This is a genomic window from Gemmatimonadota bacterium, from assembly GCA_016714015.1.
In the GTDB taxonomy this organism is placed as follows: Bacteria; Gemmatimonadota; Gemmatimonadetes; order Gemmatimonadales; family Gemmatimonadaceae; genus Pseudogemmatithrix.
The window spans coordinates 32,138-49,495 of sequence record JADJNZ010000005.1 but is presented as its reverse complement, the minus strand read 5'-3'; the positions used below and the strand labels follow the sequence as shown (position 1 = coordinate 49,495).

At 69.9% G+C, this 17,358-nt stretch carries 16 protein-coding genes and 1 pseudogene; 5 read left to right on the top strand and 12 right to left on the bottom strand.

The features are described 5' to 3' along the window. Positions 1-50: 50 nt before the first annotated feature. Both IPJ78_10560 and IPJ78_10555 read right to left on the bottom strand, forming a co-directional pair. Positions 51-572 carry a MarR family transcriptional regulator gene (locus tag IPJ78_10560; protein ID MBK7906987.1) on the bottom strand — a complete coding sequence of 174 codons (522 nt, stop codon included), beginning with the start codon at positions 570-572 and terminating at the stop codon, positions 51-53. A 25-nt stretch (positions 573-597) separates the two neighbouring features. After that, positions 598-2,046: a pyridoxal-dependent decarboxylase gene (locus IPJ78_10555; protein MBK7906986.1), complete on the bottom strand. Its 1,449-nt coding sequence runs from the start codon at positions 2,044-2,046 to the stop codon at positions 598-600. A gap of 62 nt (positions 2,047-2,108) precedes the next feature. Here IPJ78_10555 and IPJ78_10550 point away from each other — a divergent pair, with 62 nt between their 5' ends. Next, positions 2,109-4,277: a family 20 glycosylhydrolase gene (locus IPJ78_10550; protein ID MBK7906985.1), complete on the top strand. Its 2,169-nt coding sequence runs from the start codon at positions 2,109-2,111 to the stop codon at positions 4,275-4,277. Here IPJ78_10550 and IPJ78_10545 read toward each other — a convergent pair. Continuing rightward, positions 4,189-4,626 (bottom strand): hypothetical protein, encoded by a 438-nt coding sequence (locus IPJ78_10545; GenBank protein MBK7906984.1) that lies wholly within the window; start codon positions 4,624-4,626, stop codon positions 4,189-4,191. The two genes, IPJ78_10550 and IPJ78_10545, sit on opposite strands and share 89 nt — an antisense overlap. Positions 4,627-4,811: 185 nt before the next feature. Here IPJ78_10545 and IPJ78_10540 point away from each other — a divergent pair, with 185 nt between their 5' ends. Next, positions 4,812-8,033 carry a hypothetical protein gene (locus IPJ78_10540; protein ID MBK7906983.1) on the top strand — a complete coding sequence of 1,074 codons (3,222 nt, stop codon included), beginning with the start codon at positions 4,812-4,814 and terminating at the stop codon, positions 8,031-8,033. A gap of 87 nt (positions 8,034-8,120) precedes the next feature. Here the strand turns inward: IPJ78_10540 and IPJ78_10535 are convergent, their stop codons facing one another. The 6 genes from IPJ78_10535 to IPJ78_10510 are packed head-to-tail and all read right to left on the bottom strand — an operon-like array spanning position 8,121 to position 12,236. Next, positions 8,121-8,354 (bottom strand): CPXCG motif-containing cysteine-rich protein, encoded by a 234-nt coding sequence (locus tag IPJ78_10535; protein ID MBK7906982.1) that lies wholly within the window; start codon positions 8,352-8,354, stop codon positions 8,121-8,123. Between the two features lie 37 nt (positions 8,355-8,391). Beyond that, positions 8,392-9,996 carry a family 10 glycosylhydrolase gene (locus tag IPJ78_10530; GenBank protein MBK7906981.1) on the bottom strand — a complete coding sequence of 535 codons (1,605 nt, stop codon included), beginning with the start codon at positions 9,994-9,996 and terminating at the stop codon, positions 8,392-8,394. Positions 9,997-10,000: 4 nt separating this feature from the next. After that, the gene (locus IPJ78_10525; GenBank protein ID MBK7906980.1) at positions 10,001-10,336 is read right to left on the bottom strand and encodes a hypothetical protein; all 336 of its coding nucleotides are present in this window, start codon (positions 10,334-10,336) and stop codon (positions 10,001-10,003) included. Further along, positions 10,320-10,757: a copper chaperone PCu(A)C gene (locus IPJ78_10520; GenBank protein ID MBK7906979.1), complete on the bottom strand. Its 438-nt coding sequence runs from the start codon at positions 10,755-10,757 to the stop codon at positions 10,320-10,322. The genes IPJ78_10525 and IPJ78_10520 overlap by 17 nt, the downstream gene beginning before the upstream one ends. A gap of 52 nt (positions 10,758-10,809) precedes the next feature. After that, positions 10,810-11,457, bottom strand: a complete 648-nt coding sequence (locus IPJ78_10515) for an SCO family protein (GenBank protein MBK7906978.1) — start codon at positions 11,455-11,457, stop codon at positions 10,810-10,812. Then, entirely contained in the window at positions 11,457-12,236 is a 780-nt protein-coding gene (locus IPJ78_10510) for a DUF1295 domain-containing protein (protein MBK7906977.1), read from the bottom strand. The genes IPJ78_10515 and IPJ78_10510 overlap by 1 nt, the downstream gene beginning before the upstream one ends. An 86-nt stretch (positions 12,237-12,322) precedes the next feature. Between IPJ78_10510 and IPJ78_10505 the strand changes: the two genes are divergently transcribed. From IPJ78_10505 to IPJ78_10495, 3 genes are read left to right on the top strand one after another with little or no spacing between them, the layout of a single operon-like run. Beyond that, positions 12,323-13,078, top strand: a complete 756-nt coding sequence (locus IPJ78_10505) for a sulfite exporter TauE/SafE family protein (protein ID MBK7906976.1) — start codon at positions 12,323-12,325, stop codon at positions 13,076-13,078. A gap of 14 nt (positions 13,079-13,092) precedes the next feature. Further along, positions 13,093-14,532: an MBL fold metallo-hydrolase gene (locus IPJ78_10500; protein ID MBK7906975.1), complete on the top strand. Its 1,440-nt coding sequence runs from the start codon at positions 13,093-13,095 to the stop codon at positions 14,530-14,532. Next, the gene (locus IPJ78_10495) at positions 14,532-14,870 is read left to right on the top strand and encodes a winged helix-turn-helix transcriptional regulator (protein MBK7906974.1); all 339 of its coding nucleotides are present in this window, start codon (positions 14,532-14,534) and stop codon (positions 14,868-14,870) included. Before IPJ78_10500 ends, IPJ78_10495 begins: the two co-directional genes overlap by 1 nt. Positions 14,871-14,963: 93 nt before the next feature. On the opposite strand, the gene IPJ78_10490 is transcribed toward IPJ78_10495, so the two are convergent. From IPJ78_10490 to IPJ78_10480, 3 genes and pseudogenes are all read right to left on the bottom strand, one after another. Next, positions 14,964-16,049 (bottom strand): photosynthetic reaction center cytochrome c subunit, encoded by a 1,086-nt coding sequence (locus IPJ78_10490; protein MBK7906973.1) that lies wholly within the window; start codon positions 16,047-16,049, stop codon positions 14,964-14,966. 1 nt (position 16,050) lies between these two features. Next, the gene (locus tag IPJ78_10485) at positions 16,051-17,127 is read right to left on the bottom strand and encodes a photosynthetic reaction center subunit M (GenBank protein ID MBK7906972.1); all 1,077 of its coding nucleotides are present in this window, start codon (positions 17,125-17,127) and stop codon (positions 16,051-16,053) included. An 11-nt stretch (positions 17,128-17,138) separates the two neighbouring features. After that, a pseudogene (locus IPJ78_10480) lies at positions 17,139-17,357 on the bottom strand (photosynthetic reaction center subunit L). Position 17,358 lies beyond the last annotated feature (1 nt).

Here is a 17,358-nt window from a genome sequence, read left to right as displayed (position 1 = left end):
AAAATGGGGCCGTCAAGCCCCCCCTTCCCTGCCAGATGTTCCAGCCCCGCTCAGCCAGGCAGCGACAACGACGCAGCCTCTTGGCCGAGCACCCGCAACAGGTCCGTGATCGCTCGCTGATCCGCGAGCCCGAGCCCCGCCATCGCCCGACGGATCACCTCCGCGTGCGCCGGGAAGACCTCCGTCATCAACCCGCGCCCCTGCGCCGTTAGCGCGGCATATCGCGCCCGCCGGTCCGACGCGCAAAGGCGCCGCTCGACCAGACCCTTCTTCTCGAGTCGGTCGATGAGGAAGGTGGTCCCACCGCTCGAGATGAGCGTCCGGCGCTGCACGTCGCCGAGGAGCAGCGGGCCCTTGTGATGCAGCGCCTCCAGCACGCCGAACTCGGCGGGCGTCAAGCCGTGGCGTTCGATATCGGCGCGCGCATGCGCCTCGATCGCCTCATTCGCGCGCGAGAGGACCACCCAGAGCTTCAGCGCGGTCGCGGTCGGCACGTCCTGCGGCGGTGCGGCGGGCGCATCCGGTCCCGCGAGAACGTGCGCAGGCGCCTGAAGTTCGGTTTCCGTTGTCATCTCAGTACTAAAGTATACCCCCTTCCTACTCCCGTCCAGCCTCACCGCGCATCGAGGTCGCCTCGGCCTCGAGCCCCTTCAATAGGTCGGCGAGGTGCGTGGCGGTCGTCCGTGGGTTCATGATCGTCACGCGCAGCACACGCCGCCCGCCGAGCGTCGTCGCGGTGATCCAGCCGCGACCCGAGCGGTTGTAACGCTCGCGGAGCTCGCCGTTGAACGCGTCATCCGCCCGATATCGGAAGCAGAGGATGTTCGCCTCGGGCACGTGCAGCGGCTCGAACCGATCATGCGCGTCGATGAGACCTTGCAGCGTGGTCGTGAGTTCGCAGAGATGGTCGTAGAGCATCCCGATGCCGTCGGCACCGAACCGCTGGAGCGTCGTCCAGACCTTCAGCGCATCCGCCCGACGCGAGCACTGGAAGCTCAGCGGCCCCAGGTCCACCCCCACCGCGTCGGTGCGCTCATGGAACAGGTACGGCGCCTGCTGCGCGTACGCCCGTGCGAGGTCGCGCGATTCGCGCAGGAGCACCGTCCCCGCGGCGAGCGGGAGCAGCATCATCTTGTGGGGGTCCCAGGCCAGGCTGCGCGCCCGCGCGATCCCGCGCACGCGATGCCTATGGCGCGCCGAGAGCAATGCGGACGCGCCATGCGCGCCATCCACATGCAGCCACACCGCGAACGACTCGCACACGCCGGCTATCCGCTCGAGATCGTCGAACGCCCCGGTCGCGGTGCAACCGGCCGTGGCCACCACGGCGAGCACGGGACGACCCGCAGCGCGAAGCTCGCCGAGCGTGCGCCCGAGCGCGTCGGGGTCCATGCGATGGTCGCGCGACGCGACCGAGACGCAGTTGGACGCACCGATCCCGAGCACGCCGGCCGCGCGCGAGACGGCATAGTGCGTATGCTCGCCATGCACGAGCACGGGCGGCGTGCCGACGAGACCGGTGCTCCAGGCTTCCGGCTGGTAGGCCGCGCGGGCCGCGAGCAGCGCGGTGAGCGTCGCCTCGGTCCCGCCCGAGGTGAGCGTCCCGCCCGAGCCGGGGCCGAAGCCGGCGAGTTCGCTCATCCAGGCGATCACCCGTCGCTCCACCGGCGTCGTCGCGGGGGACATCTCTCGCACGGCGTGCGAGTTGTTCACTGCCGAGATCACGACATCGCTCCAGACGGCGACGGCGAGCGGCGCCGAGACCTGATGGCCGAGATACATCGGATGCGTCAGCCGGTTCACGTCGGAGAGGACGTCGCGCTCGAGTCGGGCGGCGACCTCGTCGAGCGGGCGCAGACCCATCGGGAGCGGTTCGTCGAACCGGGACGCGAGATCGGCGGCGCTGCGCGAGGTCGACACGGGTCCGTCTCCCGCCCGTGTCCGTGCGAACTGGTCGGCGGCGAGCCGCAGGAACGATGAACCGCCCTCGAAGGCGGTATCCTCCTCGAGGGCGGCGAGCAGTGCGGCGAGGTCGGTCGTCGTCATACGGCAATCTAAGGTCGGCCGGCACGCTTGTCCGCGCGCGACAGCAGGGCGACATTGCCCGCATGCCGCTCCACCCCGTGCACCGCGCGTTCGCGCTCGCCACGCTCCTCGCCGCCTCGGTCGCGTCGGCCCAGGACGCACGCCTCATCCCCGCGCCGCGCGAGATCTCCACTCCCTCGGCGTCGGTCCGCTTTCGCGGTCCCATCACCTTCGCACCACTCGCAGAGACCGACGATCGCGCCGCCGCGCGCGAGTTCGCGGACGCGATGCGCGAACGCGGGTACCGGGCGGAGGTCACGCCGGTCGAGCGCGGCTGGACCATCGCCGTCCACCGCGTGGGCTCCGACGCCGCCGCCGATGTCCTGCGCACCGCGCAGCTCGTGTTCGACGACGCGATGCGCGACGAAGGGTACGTCCTCGCGGCGAGCGACCGTGGTGCCTCGATCGTCGCCGCGAGCGATGCGGGCGTGTTCTATGCGCTTCAGACCCTCAAGCAGCTCTTCACCGGTGCGGGCGAGCAGGCGATGCTCACCCCGGCGCTCATCCGTGACTGGCCGGCGATGCGCTGGCGCGGCGTGCAGGACGACCTCTCGCGCGGCCCGGTCCCGACGCTCGAGTACCAGAAGCGGCAGATCCGCCTCTTCGCCGCCTACAAGATCAACGTCTATTCGCCCTACTTCGAGCACACGCTCCAGTTCGCCTCGAATCCGGTGATCGCGCCGCCGGGCGGGTCGATGTCGCGCGCCGACGTGCAGGCCCTCGTCGAATTCGCGCAGCGCTACCACATCACCGTCGTCCCGCAGCAGCAGACGTTCGGGCACCTGCACCACATGCTCAAGCTGGAACTATACGCGCCCCTCGCCGAGACATCGCACGGGCACGTCCTCGCGCCCGGCCAGCCGGGGTCCCTCGAGTTCACGAAGACGGTGTTCGCCGAGATCGACTCGATGTTCCCGTCGCCGTTCGTGCATCTCGGCGCAGACGAGACGTTCGAGCTCGGGAAGGGCCAGACGCGGGCGCGGGTCGATTCGGCCGGGATGGGGCAAGTCTACCTCGAGTACCTCCGCGACATCGAGGGCACGCTCCGTCGCCCCGGAAAGCGCTTCCTCTTCTGGGGCGACATCGCGATGCGGCAGCCGCAGTTGGTGCCGTTGCTGCCCAAGGACATGATCGCCGTCGGCTGGGAGTATGCGGCGTCGCGGAACTTCGACCGGTTCCTGAAGCCCTTCCGCGACGCCGGGATGGAGACCTGGATCGCGCCCGGCGTGACGAACTGGAACCGCGTCTGGCCGAACAACAACATCGCGCTCGCGAACATCCAGGGCTTCGCGCGCGAAGGGCAAGCCGGCGGCGCGACCGGCATGCTCAACACGCAGTGGGACGACAACGGCGATGCGATCTTCGAGCAAGTCTGGCTCGGGATCGTGTTCGGCGCCGCGGCGGCGTGGCAGGCCGGTGAGTCCGACCTCGCGAGATTCCGCGCGTCGTACGGCCTGCAGTTCCACGGCGACACCACCGGCCGCATCGACGCGGCGCATCGGCACCTCGATGCGGCGCAGGCGGCGCTCCAGGAGTCCAGGGCTGGCGACGCCTCGAGCTATCTGTTCTTCGTCGACCCGTACAGCGACGAGGGGGTCTTCGACCTCATCCGGCTCCGGCCCGTGCTCTCGCGCGTGCGCGTGCACGCCGAGTCGGCGCTGGTGCTCATCGCGCAGGCGCGGCAACAGCGACACCTGCGCGAGGTGACGGCGCTCGATGCCATGGAGCTCGGCGCACGTCGCATCGACTGGCTCGCCGCCAAGTTCCAGTTCGCCGACGAGATCGCGATGGCCTACGCGCGCGCCGACTCGGCCGCGCGCGCCGGGACCGCCACCTGGCTCGACCTCGCCGAGCTCTCGGGGATCAACGGCCGTCTGCAGGACATGCGGGACGGCTACGTCCTCACGCGCGAGCTGTTCGAGCGCGCCTGGCGCGCGGAGAACCGCCCCTACTGGCTGCAGAACAACCTGGCGCGCTATGACGCCGAGATCCTCACCTGGGTCCAGCGCACGAGTGCCATGGATCGCGCCCGCCGCCGCTTCACCCGCGAGCAGCGGATCCCGCCACCCGAGGAGCTCGGGATCCCGCGCGCCCTCCTGCCGGCTAGCGAGGGAGGAGCGACGGTACCGCCGCGCCCGGCGCCTGCCGCACGCGGAACACCGCCGTCTCGGGGGCGTACAGGCGCCCCGTGAGCTCGGGTGCGATCTCGGCGACGCTGCGCGGCAGCGTCGCCGGGACGAGTTGATTGCGCACGACGAAGACGAGCAGGTGGAAGCGGTCGTCCGTCTCGAGGCCGCGCGAGAACCTCGGCTCCCACGCGCTTCCCATCACGCGGGCGAGCGAATCGGCTGGGGTCCGCGGCCCGGCGATGAACACCGCGTCGAACGCGAAGGGAACCTCGGTGAAGAGCCGGATCGTCGCCGTGTCGCCGCGCCCGACCGCCGCGGCGATCGCCGTGCGCAGGTCGGACTCGGTGCGCTCGAGACGCTCCGGACCGCAAGCGACGGCGCCAAGCGCGAGGGCGAGGGCGACGCGCGTCATCGCTCGCCGGGAGTTCGGAGCACCGGGGATCATCTCGTGCCTCTGGCCTGCTGGGGACCCGGGGGGATCGCGTGAGGAATCTGCCCACATCAGGATCGCCCCACCACCCCCAACGCGGACGCGGCGGCCACCGTAGAATTGGGTTGGCAGCACCCTTCACTAACCCCAGCCCGAGCCCCACCCTCATGCGACTGCACCGACTCCTGTCGGCCTGCGTCGGCGCCGCGGCCCTTGCCGCAGGTCCCGCGCACGCGCAGACCGTCGACCAGGCCGTCATCGACGGCCTGCGATGGCGCAACATCGGCCCTGCGAACATGCAGGGGCGCATCGCCGACGTCGAAGGCATCCCGTGGCCGTCCCGCACCTTCTTCGTGGCCGCGGCCGCGGGCGGTGTGTGGAAGACGACCAACAACGGTACCACCTTCCGTCCGGTCTTCGACAACTACGGCGTCGCCTCGCTCGGCGACCTCGCGATCGCGCCGAGCGACACGAACATCGTGTACCTCGGCACCGGCGAGCCCAACTCGCGCAACTCGATCTCCCCGGGCGGCGGCGTCTTCAAGTCGACCGACGGCGGCCTGACCTGGAAGTTCGTCGGCCTCAAGGAGACCGAGCACGTGGGCCGGATCCAGGTGCACCCCACGAATCCGAACGTCGCGTGGGTCGCCGCCCTCGGCGCCGCCTGGCGCCCGAGCAAGGAGCGTGGTCTCTACAAGACCACCGACGGTGGCGCGACCTGGCAGCTCAAGAAGTTCATCAATGACACGACCGGCTTCGTCGACGTCGATCTCGATCCGCGCAACCCGGACGTGCTCTGGGCGACGAGCTACCAGCGGCTCCGCGGTCCCTACTTCCTCAAGTCCGGCGGCGCAGGCTCCGCACTGTGGAAGTCGACCGATGGCGGTGAGACCTGGACCGAGGTGAAGGGCGGTGGCTTCCCGGCCACGATGAAGGGCCGCATGGAGATCGCGGTCGCGCCGTCGAACGGCGACGTCGTGTACGTCTTGGTTGAGGCCGATTCCAACCCGAATCCGAAGCCGGCCCCCGGTTCTCGCGCGCAGCAACTCCTGAGCGGGCTCTACCGCTCGGCCGACGGCGGCCGCACCTGGGAGCGCACCGCGACCGACAACGTGCGTCCGTTCTACTACTCGCAGGTCCGCGTCCACCCGACCAACCCCGACCGCGTGTGGTTCTCGTCCACGCCGGTGAAGGTCTCGGATGAGGGCGGCAAGAACGCGCGTAACGCGACCGTCGGCCTGCACGTCGACCACCACGCGATGTGGATCGATCCGAAGGACCCGCAGCGGCACATCGTCGGCAACGACGGCGGCATCGGCATCTCCAATGACAACGGCGGCAGCTACATCTTCCCGAACGCCTTCGCCATCGGGCAGCCGTACAACGTCTCGTTCGACATGGCGGTCCCGTACAATGTGTGCGGCGGCCTCCAGGACAACGGCTCGTGGTGCGGCCCCAGCCGCCGGCGCCAGGGTCCGATCACCAACTCGATGTGGTTCACGTACAACGGCGGCGACGGCTTCGTCACCGCGCAGGACCCCACGAACCCCGACATCATCTACGGGGAATCGCAGGGCGGCAACATCGGCCGCTATCAGGTGTCGACCGGCCAGCGCACGAACCTCCAGAAGCCGAACTACCGCGCGCAGTACATGGCGTGGGAGGACAGCATCATGAACGTGCGCGGCGACACCACCAAGCCGGCGACGCCGGCGCAGACCCGCCTCATCGGCGAGCTCCGTGCGCGGCAGAAGTCCGACTCGGCCGCCCTCCAGCTCCGCTGGAACTGGAACACGCCGTTCTTCATCTCGGCGCACAACAGCAGCACGCTCTACTTCGGGTCCAATCGGGTCATGAAGAGCACGAAGCGCGGCGACGAGATGTATCCCATCTCGCCGGAGCTCTCCTACGCCGACACGATGAAGCTCCGTGTGTCGACGCGCACCACTGGAGGCATCACGATCGACGCGACCGGCGCCGAGACCTTCGGCACGATCGTCTCGCTCAACGAGTCGTCGATCAAGCCGGGCTACCTCTATGCAGGCACCGATGACGGGCGCCTCTGGAAGACCGAGAACGATGGCGGTGCCTGGACGGAGCTCACGACCAACGTGAAGGACGTCCCGGCAGGCACCTACGTCTCGCGCATCGAGCCGTCGCACCATGACGCCAACACGTTCTACGTCACGTACGACAACCATCGCCGCGGCGACTTCACGCCGTACGCGTTCGTGACCCTGGACGGCGGGCGCACCTTCAAGTCCATCGCCGGCGGCCTCCCCAAGGGCGGCGCCGACTTCGTGCACGTCGTGCGCGAGGACCTGAAGAACCCGAACCTGCTCTTCGCTGGCACCGACGTCGGCGCCTATGTCTCGCTCGACAAGGGCGCGACCTGGACGAAGTTCATGACCGGCCTGCCGAACGTCCCGGTGCACGACCTCGCGATCCATCCGCGCGAGTCGGAACTCATCGCCGCGACGCACGGCCGGGCTTTCTGGATCGTCGACATCGCGCCGCTGCAGCAGATGACGGCGACGGTCGCGGCCGCGCCGGCCCACCTCTTCGCGCCGCGCACCGGCTTCCAGTGGGGCGAGAAGCCGTACAACGGCGAGTCCACCGGGCACCTCCTCTTCCAGGCGCCCAGCCCGCAGTATGGCGCGGACATCTGGTACCGGCTCACCAAGCCGGGCGGCCCGACGCGCATCGTCGTGCAGGACGCGAAGGGTGACACGCTGCAGACGCTCACCGGCCCCGGCGGCGCGGGCCTGCACCGCGTGACCTGGACGTACAACGGGCGTCCCGCGCCGCGCGCCGCGCTGCGTGGCGCTGCGCTGCGCGACTCGATCCTGCAGGCACGTCGGATGGTCGCCGCGTTCGACTCCATCGAGAAGGCCGGCACGGTGCCGAAGCCGGCACTCGACATGATCCGTCGCAACATGGAGCAGGGCGCCCAGGGCATGCAGGCGATGGCCCGCGCGTTCGGCTTCGGCGGCGGTGGTGGCGGCGGCGGTGGTGGCTTCGGCGGCGCCGGCCCGCAGCGCTGGGTCGACCGTCCCGGCGAGCAGGGCGCGCCGGCCGGTGGTCAGAGCGGTCGCGGTGCGGCGCCGCCGCCGGGAGGCCAGCAGGCGATGGGCCTCGACCAGAGCCAGCTGTTCGACATCATGCGCGCTATCGGTGTCACGCAGGGCGGCGGTGGTGGCGGCGGCTTCGGTGGCGCGGTACCGATCGCCAAGGAGGGCGACTATCTCGTGTCGATGACCGTCGATGGCCAGACGATGAAGCAGGTGCTCCGCGTCGAGCGGCGCGCCGGTGGCGACTCGAGCGGCTTCCCGTTCGAGGTCGAGGAGATGTTCAAGGCCTACGATCGCTATCTGCGCGATCGCCACTAGTCTGAGCGAAGGCACGAAGGGGGCGGATGCGCCATGCGCATCCGCCCCCTTCGTGCATCAATGGTCAATCGACGAACACCGCGCGCGCTACTCGTCCAGCGCCGTCACCTCGACGTCCGCGTGGCCGTCCGCGCCGAACTGCACGCGCACCGTCCACGGATTGCAGCAGACCTCGCAATCCTCGATGTATTCCTGCACGTCGCCGCCGCTGGGATCGAGCGTGATCTCGACCGACTCCCCGCAGTGCGGGCAGCTCACGGTCGCTTCGGTCTCGGCGTCGCCGTCCTCGCCGTCTTCCGGTTCTTCATAGTCGTCTCGCATGCGCGAAGGATAGTCGATCCGGCGCGCCGATGCGGGGTCAGTCGCGCACGCGCACCACGCGGACCGGCCCCTCGATGTTCGCGCCGTCCAGCGCGCGCACCGCGAGGCGGTCCACCGTCGCCTCCAGCTGGAGCGCCTTGACCTCGCCGCGGACGAGCGAGGTGCGCCACCGTCCACCCCTCATTCGTTCCTGCACCAGCCACCAGCGCGGGCGGGCAGGCCCCGACGGCGTGAGCCGCGCCTCGAGCCCGCCGAAGAGCTTCCGCCGCACCTCGACGGTCGGCTCTCCCTGCGGCTCCACCGCGAGCCACGGCGAGGTCGGCACCAGTGCCAGCGCGGGATACGCTTCGGAGCCCAGTCGGCTCGCCAGCGAATCCCGGTCCTCCAGGAACACCTTCGCCGAGAAATGCACGTTCCCCGTGGCGCCCGCCTCCGCGCGGGTCGCATCGACCTGCGCCACGATCTCGTCCGTCCGCCACGCCGTGCGCGACCGCTCACCCACGCGACTCGTGTAGTTCCCGGGCCACAGGTTGCGCCCCGCGACGTTCTGCTCGGCCCACCAACGCAGCAACACCGGATACGGCTGCGCTGGCGCGCCGATCGGCCAATAGAGCTGGGGAGTGAAGTAGTCGACCCACCCCTCGCGGAGCCACTTCCGCGCATCGGCGTAGAGCTCCGTGTACGCATCGAACCCGCGCACGATCGCCGGATTCCCCGGTCGCCAGATGCCGAAGGGACTCACGCCGAACTTCACCCACGGCTTCGTCGCGTGGATCGCCCGATACAGCTCCTCGACGAGGCGATCGACATTCTCTCGCCGCCAGTCGTCGCGCTCGAGCGTCCCGCCGGCCGCGGCATAGCGCGCGTAGCTCCCGGAGTCGGGGAACGCGATCGTCGCGCCCCCGCGATCCCGCTCCTTGTACGGATAGAAGTAGTCGTCGAGATGCACGCCATCGATGTCGTAGCGCGCCACGACGTCGGTGATCACGCGCACCGTCTGCGCCCGCACCTCGGGTTCGCCGGGGTCCATCCAGAGATGTGTGCCATAGGTCTTCACCAGCGCCGGGCGCGTGCGCGCAAGGTGCGTCGCCGCGAGCCGTCCCTTCGCCGACGGATGCTTCGCCCGGTAGGGATTGAACCAGGCGTGGAGTTCCATCCCGCGCTTGTGCGCCTCCGTGACCGCGAACGCGAGCGGATCCCACCCCGGCGACGGCGCCCGGCCCTGCCGGCCGGTGAGGTACTCCGACCAGGGTTCGAGTCGTGAGCGGTAGAGCGCATCGCCGGCAGGCCGGACTTGGAGGATCACGGCGTTCAGGCCGCTGGCGCGCGCGCGGTCGAGCAACGCGATCAGCTCCCGCTGCGCCTGTCGCGTCGGGAGCCCGGGACGCGACGGCCAGTCGATGTTGTCGACCGTCGCCACCCAGACCCCGCGGAACTCGCGCGCGATCTCCGGCGGCACGCACGTCGGCTCGGCGAGCGCACATGGCTCGCGATACGGCACCGTCCGCGCGGACGCCTCGCGCGGCGCCGACTCGGCGCGACGGGAGGGGAGCCGGACCCGCGCCCCCTCCTGCGCCTCCACCGACGCACCGACGAGGAGCACGGCAAGGAGGAGCGCGATCCGGGACGTCGAAGGGGTCATCGGGTCACCGGACCACATACGTGAGATTGCCGCTCGCGTGCGCGGAACAGGTCCCGCCGTACGTGCCGGGATAGGCGATCGTGAAGTCGGTCGTGGACTGCGCGTTCGCCGCGAAGAGCGCCAGCGAATGACGCAGGGTGTCCGCGTTCACCACGCGCACCACGGTGCGGCGGCCGCGTGCCGCGACGAACAGCGTCTCCGGCAGTGGTGCACCGTCCACCGTCGCCGCACCGCCCGGCGCGATGCGGATCACCACCGACGGGCGCGGCCAGGTGGACCAGGCGATGAATGCCGTGCCGGCGACGATCGCGAGCACCAGGAGACTACGGCTGACGGACACCGGCACGGACCTCGAGTGACTGGCCGGACGCGAAGGTCAACGTCAGCGCGATCGTGTCCCCCGCGGCATACGCGCGCGTCATCCGCGTGAGCATCACGTGCGCGCCCAACGGCGCGAAGAGCACGCTGTCCTCGCCCGGCACGGGGAGCGACTGCACCGACGCCATGTGCATCGTGTTGCCGTGCTGCATCGACATGTGCAACCCGACCTCCTCGGCCGCGGCGCTCGTCGCGCCCTGCAGCGTGTCGGAGACCGTCGCCCGATTGGTCAGCGTGAAGTAGACGGAGGTCATCGCCCCGCTGTCCGCGCTGCGCGCCCATGCCTCGTGCACGGCCAGCTCCGCCCGCGGCGGCGGCGGAGGCGCCGCCTCGGTCGCCGGACGTTCGGCCGACGTGCCGCAGGCAGCCATCACGGCAGCCATCACGGCCGCCACCGCCAGCGCCGACAGCCGCACTCTCGCCCGCGCGAGCGCGCTAGCGCAGTCGGCGCACATCGTCCGCGATCTCTTCACCACGCACTCCTGGAGGGATCATGAGTCGGAGTCGCCCCGCGCGATCCACGACGTACGTGTGGGCGGGATGGGCGACGGAATAGTCGCGCGTGCGCGGATCCCCCTCGGGATACGCCGCGATGCCCCAATCGCGCAGGATGCGCGCGAGGGCCGCATCCGTCACGCCATGGCCGACGAACGCCGAGTCGAACTGCTGGGCGTAGGCGGCCGCGACGGCCGGTGGGTCCCGCGTCGGATCGACGCTCAGGAAGAGGAAGCGCACGCCGGCGGTGTCCGCGCCGAGCGCTCGCTTCGCACGCGCCCAGCTCGACATCGTCGTGGGACAGACATCCGGGCAGTGCGTGTAGCCGAAGTAGAGCAGTACCACGTCGCCCTTCGCTGAAGCGAGCGTCGTCGGCGTGCCATCGCCGCGCTGCATCGCGAGCGGCGGCGCCGCCGACGGGGGGTCGAGCACGATCCCATGCCACGGTCGCTCGGCGCACGCGCCGACGCTCGCGCCGGCGAGCACGGCCGCGAACACGGTCGCGAACACGGTCGCGAACACGGTCGCGAAGGCGACGCGCGCACGACCGACGGGATGGGAACGGTTCGCTGGTCGGGGGGACCGCATCAGCGAAAGATACTCGGCGGCAGCGGCACGAAGGCACTGACCTCGCGCTGGTACTGCACGTACGCCGCTCCGCGAGAACGGAGCGCGTGCGCTTCGGTCGCCGGGATGCCGGTGACGCGCAGCAGGAAGTAAAGCATGAGCGCAGGGCTCACCACCGTGACCCACCCCCAGGGCGAGCCAAGGGCGAGGAGCACGAACGCGCACCAGATGAGCCAGTCGAAGAAGTAGTTGGGGTGACGGGACCACCCCCACAGCCCGACGCGACAGACCTGTCCACGATTCGCAGGGTCGGCCTTGAATCGCCGGAGCTGCGCGTCCGCGATCCCCTCGCCGAGCACGGCCACCGCGGCAAGCGCCACGCCGGCGAGCAGGAACGGATGCAGCTTCGGCGACGGGTCCGCGGCCGCGACGAAGAACGGCCCGGCGAGTACCGTCGCGAGGATCCCTTGGAACAGGAAGAACGTCAGGAACTTGAGCACGAGGTTCCCTCCCCAGCGCGCGCGGATCTCGGCATAGCGCGCGTCCTCGGGCTCCGACGCCACGCGCACCGCAAGATGCGACGCGAGCCGCGCCGACCAGAGCATCCCGACCACGGCCACGATCCACCGCCGCGTCGGGTCGCCGGGCCCCATGAGGCCTGCCACGAGCGCCTGCAGCCCGATCGCGACCGTCCATCCCACATCGACCACGGCCGCGTTCCGCAGTCGGAGGTGCAGGAGCCAGAGTCCGAACATCAGTACAAGGGCGAGACCCGCCCCGGTGCCCACCATCATCGTCATCCCATCCAAATGGTGCTCCCTGGCTCCGAGTGCCCGCGCGCCCCGACCCTTGCCGGAACAACAGGAATATTCTACTATTTAGTAATATGTCAATCGTCGCGCTCCTCCTCGCCTTCGCCATCGGCCTCACTCTGGGGCTGGTGGGGGGTGGGGGGTCGATCCTCGCCAACCCCGCGCTCGTCTACGTCGTCGGGATCAACCCGCAGTCGGCGATCGTCATGGGGTACCCGATCGTGGGCGGAGCGGCCCTCATCGGCGCATTCCAGCACTGGCGTGCGGGGACCATCGCGCTGCGCACCACCGTCCCCGTCGGCCTCGCGGCCATGGTCGGCGCCGGGCTCGGCACGCAACTCGTCTTCTCGCTCGGGCTCGATGGGCAGGTCCGCTTCGCGCTGCTCTCGATCACCATGGTCGCCGCCGGACTCGCGATGCTGCGCGACACCCTCCGCAAGACGCCGCCCACACCGCGCGGCGAACCGACCTGGCCGGCATTGCTCGGCATCGGCGTCGCGGTCGGCGCGCTCACCGGCGTCGTCGGCGTCGGTGGCGGGTTCCTCATGGTCCCGGCCCTCATCGTGCTCGGCGGCCTCGAGCTGCGGCGCGCTGTCGGGACCTCGCTCCTCGTGATCGCGATGAGCACCACCGTCTCGTTCATCGCGCAACGCTCGGCCGCGGACGTCCGGTGGGACATCATCCTCCCGTTCGGCGCGAGCACCGCTGCGGGTCTCGTGGCCGCCGCGTTCGTCGTGGCGCGCATCCCGCAGCGCGCCCTCAAGCAGGCCTTCGCGTCGCTCCTCGTCGTCGTCGGCTCGCTCATCATGTATCAGTACCTCACCATCTGACCACGGACGGTCCCATGTTCCTCAAGCGATTCTACGATGAGGGTCTCGCGCAGGCGTCCTATTTCATCGGCTGCGCCGCCACCGGCGAGGCGATCGTCATCGACGCCAATCGCGACATCGAGCCGTACCTCGCCACGGCCGCCGCCGAGAAGCTGCGGATCACGCATGTCTCGGAGACGCACATCCACGCCGACTACGTCTCGGGCTCGCGCGAGCTCGCGCACGCCACCGGCGCGACGCTCTACCTCAGCGCCGAGGGCGGCACCGACTGGCAGTATCGCTTCGCCGCGGAGGACAAGGCGACGCTGGTCCGCGACGGCGACCTGCTCAGGGTCGGCAACATCCGGCTCGAGATCATGCATACGCCCGGGCACACCCCGGAGCACATCAGCTTCCTCGTCACCGACACCGCCGCCGCTGACGCGCCGATCGGCATCGCGTCGGGGGACTTCGTCTTCGTCGGTGACGTCGGGCGTCCCGACCTCCTCGAGCGCGCGGCCAAGGTCGCGAACACCATGGAGGCCGGGGCGCGCACGCTCTTCAAGTCGCTCGAGCGGTTCCGCGCACTCCCCGACTTCGTGCAGGTCTGGCCGGGTCACGGCGCCGGCTCCGCGTGCGGCAAGTCGCTCGGCGCCGTGCCCACGTCCACGGTCGGGTACGAGCGGCGATTCAACTGGGGCGTCGGGACCACGAGCGAAGCCGACTTCGTCGAGCTCGTCCTCGCGGGCCAGCCGGAACCGCCGCTCTACTTCGCCGAGATGAAGCGGATCAACCGCGACGGTCCGCCGGTGCTCGGCGGCTTCCCCCGTCCGGCGCATGCCACGCGCCCCGTGCTCGCCCACGCGCTCGCCGCCGGCGCTGCGGTGATCGACCTCCGGCCCGCCCCGGACTTCGCCGCGGGGCACGTGCCCGGCACGCTGAACATCCCGCTCAACAAGAGCTTCTCGACCTGGGCGGGCTGGCTGGTGCGGTACGACGTCGACATCCATCTCATCGCCGACGACGAGGCCACCGTCGCGCGTGCGGTCCGCGAGCTGGTGATGATCGGTCTCGACCGCGTGACGACCTGGTACGCCCTCTCGGTCCTCGACGAATGGACGCGCGACGGCGGTGCGATCGGCACCATCACGCGGACGGACGCCGACGCCCTCGCACCGCGTCTGGCGCGCGACGAGGTCACCGTGATCGACGTGCGCAACCGCACCGAATGGGACGCGGGCCATCTGCCGGGCGCCCTGCACATCCCCGTCGGCCATCTCAGCGAGCGCGTCGCGAGCATCCCGCGCGACAAGCCCATCGTGCTGCAGTGCCAGGGCGGTGCGCGCTCCGCCATCGCCGCGTCGGTGATGCACCGCCTCGGCGTGACGGACGCGATCGATCTCGTCGGCGGCTTCGCGGCCTGGCAGGCCGCGGGACACGCGGTGGTCAAGGACGCCGTACCGGTAGGCGCCTGATGACCGCGCCGAAGGTGATGACGCCGAGCCTGCTCGGGGAGCTCTCCGACCGGTTCAAGGCGCTCGGTGAGCCGGCGCGTCTCCAGCTCCTGGCAGCGCTGCGCGACGGCGAGCGGAGCGTCTCCGAGCTCGTCGAGAGCACGGGACTGGGCCAGGCGAACGTGTCGAAGCACCTGCAGCAGCTCTGCGCCGCAGGCTTCCTCACGCGACGGAAGGAGGGGACCTTCGCCTACTACTCGCTGTCGGATGACGAGGTCTTCCGGCTCTGCGATCTCATGTGCGGCCGCGTCGAGGCCGACCACCAGCGCAAGCGCGCCGCGCTTCGCGCCACGCGCTGACCCCGCCATCCGAGGGCGAGGAGGCAAAGAAGATGCGACCGGGGCCCGGCGGACGATTCCGCCGGGCCCCGGGTCGTCCTGGACCTCCGCCGACTACTGCGGCGGCTGCTTCGAGACGGTGTCCGTCACGACCGCGCCGGTCGAGTCCAGCACCGGCATCGCGGCCGCATCGACGGCCACCGGCTTCGTGTACGGCGCCGCCAGCGGCGTCGTCCAGTCGGTATGCCCGCCCCAGAGTGCCGGATAGTGCTTGGCCATCTGGAGACCGTACAGCGGCTTGTAGACCCCGTTGTGACAGGTCACGCACTGCGCCTTCGGCGCGTCACCCATCGGGCCGAGCCGCGACGGATGGTACGTCGAGGCGAGCGGCGCGAGGAAGTTCGTGTTCAGGTCGCGGAGCATCTGGATGCCCGCGAAGGCCGTCACGCGTTGCGGCGGCGCCTGCTCCCAGCTCGCGAACTGCCGCGAGTTGTGGCAGAAGGTGCAGTTGACCCCGAGCGCCTGCGACTGGCTGATCATCAGCGCATAGGTCCACTCGGTCTGCTTGACGCTCGAGCGGTTCACCGCGTTCGGCGCGACGGTCCGCGAGACCACGCGGGCGCCCGCGCCATCGAGATAGTGCCGGAGGATCTGGTTCTCGTTCGTGTAGAACCAGAGCCCGTTCGGCAGCGGCTTCCCCATGTGGCAGGTATAGCAGGTCACGCCCGTGTTGGCGACGTGCTCCGTCCACTCGGTGTTGATCTGCCGCGTCATCTGGATCATCCGGCGTGCGACGGCTTTCGTGTAGATGGCCTTGCCGTCCGGATAGGTGTCCGCCGCGAAGTTGGTGAGGTTGTGGCAGTAGCCGCAGTTGCCTGGCGCGCCCGCCACCCACGTCGCCATCGAGATCATCGTCCGGTTGAACTCCGCGACCGGGATGTCGTTCAGCACCTGCACGTTCTGCCACGGCAGCGGACCTTCGGGCGACGGGCCGGCCGGCGGCAGGATCGCCGGCATGGCCGCCTGCAGGTTCGCCATCGCCGCCGCCTGGTCACGCGCGACGTAGTTGATCTCCATCGCGGTGCCGCGCTCGCCCTTCTGCACGACCACGCGATCGACCGAGCCGAAGAACTGGCAGGCCGAGGTCAGGAGCAGCGCGCTCGCGAGCGCCGCGGTCTGGAGGGTCCTGAGAGTGCGCATGTCAGTTCCCTCCCGGCGCGGGCGCCGCGACGGCAGTGGTATCAGGCGCGGCCGGCGCAGGCGCCGGGACGGTGTACGTCGGGAATCCGCGATCGAGCGCGCTCGGGTACTGGCCGCGGAGCGCTTCGAGCTGCTCCGGGGTCAGGATGTTCTGCGCCTTGTACTGCGGCGCCACCCCGTGCTTGACCGCCCAGAGGTACCAGTTGTCCACGACGGTGCCCGTGAGCAGGATCCCGATGCCACCGGTGAGTCCGACCAGCGACGCGAACCACCAGGCCCAGCGGTGGATCGACTCCATCGTCGCGTTCCAGCCCATCGTCCAGCGCCAGAAGATCGCCGAACGCTCGGCCGCGGTCCCGCGATCCGTGATCTGCTCGATCTCGCGCTCGCCGCCCAGGCGGCTCACCGCGAGGATCGTCGCCGCGTGCATCGCGAACAGCAGCACCGACCCGTAGAGGAAGGCGATCGAGAGCGCGTGGAACGGGTTGTAGTACAGGTTGCCGTAGCGGATCGAGAACGCCGCGGTCCAGTCCAGGTGCGCGAAGATCCCGAACGGCACCATCTCGCTCCAGCTGCCCACGAGGAGCGGCTGGAAGAAGAACGAGCTGTAGAGGAAGATCGCCGCGCCGAACGCCCAGGCGAGGTGCGTCCCCATCCCCAGCGCACGGGCGCGGGTGTAGGTCCGGATCCACCACGTGATGATCGCGCTCGTGAGGAAGAAGCCGGCGATCAGGTACCAGCCGCCCTGGTTCAACGGCGGGAAGCGCAGGCCGTATTGCGGCGACGGCGGTTCGAGCGCCAGCCACGGCAGCTGCCGAATGAACTCGACGGGGCTCCACCCCACCGACTTCATCATGTTCAGGCCGATGATCTCGAAGGCGAGGAATCCGCAGAGCAGCGAGACGATCCCCCAGAAGCCGAGGTAGATCGGCCCGATCTGCGAGTCGCCGATCTTGCCCGCCCAGTAGTTGAACGTGCCGGTGCCATAGCGCTGACCGAACGTCTCGTCGATCGGCAGCCCCGGATCGGGGGCCGTCCGGATCTGGACGCGCGTGAAGAGATTCTGGTATTCGAGCATGGGAATCTCCGTTAGCGCCAGATGGGAAGATTGAGCCACCAGCCCCAGCACTCGGGCCAACCCTTCGTCCAGAGCGGACCGGAGATCACGATGCAGACCGCGCTCCAGAAGCCCGCGCTGAGCGCGAGGAAGAGGCCGAGGCGATGGATGCCGATCGCTCCGATGGAATAGCCGAGGAAATCGCGGAAGAACACGTTCTCGTGTTCGCTCGTCTTCACCGGCTCACCCTTC

Excerpts from the sequence above, each read along its gene's own strand:
- IPJ78_10560 (MBK7906987.1), bottom strand. The coding sequence starts at position 572 with ATGACAACGGAAACCGAACTTCAGGCGCCTGCGCACGTTCTCGCGGGA.
- IPJ78_10555 (MBK7906986.1), bottom strand. The coding sequence starts at position 2,046 with ATGACGACGACCGACCTCGCCGCACTGCTCGCCGCCCTCGAGGAGGAT.
- IPJ78_10550 (MBK7906985.1), top strand. The coding sequence starts at position 2,109 with ATGCCGCTCCACCCCGTGCACCGCGCGTTCGCGCTCGCCACGCTCCTC.
- IPJ78_10545 (MBK7906984.1), bottom strand. The coding sequence starts at position 4,626 with ATGACGCGCGTCGCCCTCGCCCTCGCGCTTGGCGCCGTCGCTTGCGGT.
- IPJ78_10540 (MBK7906983.1), top strand. The coding sequence starts at position 4,812 with ATGCGACTGCACCGACTCCTGTCGGCCTGCGTCGGCGCCGCGGCCCTT.
- IPJ78_10535 (MBK7906982.1), bottom strand. The coding sequence starts at position 8,354 with ATGCGAGACGACTATGAAGAACCGGAAGACGGCGAGGACGGCGACGCC.
- IPJ78_10530 (MBK7906981.1), bottom strand. The coding sequence starts at position 9,996 with ATGACCCCTTCGACGTCCCGGATCGCGCTCCTCCTTGCCGTGCTCCTC.
- IPJ78_10520 (MBK7906979.1), bottom strand. The coding sequence starts at position 10,757 with ATGGCTGCCGTGATGGCTGCCTGCGGCACGTCGGCCGAACGTCCGGCG.
- IPJ78_10515 (MBK7906978.1), bottom strand. The coding sequence starts at position 11,457 with ATGCGGTCCCCCCGACCAGCGAACCGTTCCCATCCCGTCGGTCGTGCG.
- IPJ78_10510 (MBK7906977.1), bottom strand. The coding sequence starts at position 12,236 with ATGACGATGATGGTGGGCACCGGGGCGGGTCTCGCCCTTGTACTGATG.
- IPJ78_10505 (MBK7906976.1), top strand. The coding sequence starts at position 12,323 with ATGTCAATCGTCGCGCTCCTCCTCGCCTTCGCCATCGGCCTCACTCTG.
- IPJ78_10500 (MBK7906975.1), top strand. The coding sequence starts at position 13,093 with ATGTTCCTCAAGCGATTCTACGATGAGGGTCTCGCGCAGGCGTCCTAT.
- IPJ78_10495 (MBK7906974.1), top strand. The coding sequence starts at position 14,532 with ATGACCGCGCCGAAGGTGATGACGCCGAGCCTGCTCGGGGAGCTCTCC.
- IPJ78_10490 (MBK7906973.1), bottom strand. The coding sequence starts at position 16,049 with ATGCGCACTCTCAGGACCCTCCAGACCGCGGCGCTCGCGAGCGCGCTG.
- IPJ78_10485 (MBK7906972.1), bottom strand. The coding sequence starts at position 17,127 with ATGCTCGAATACCAGAATCTCTTCACGCGCGTCCAGATCCGGACGGCC.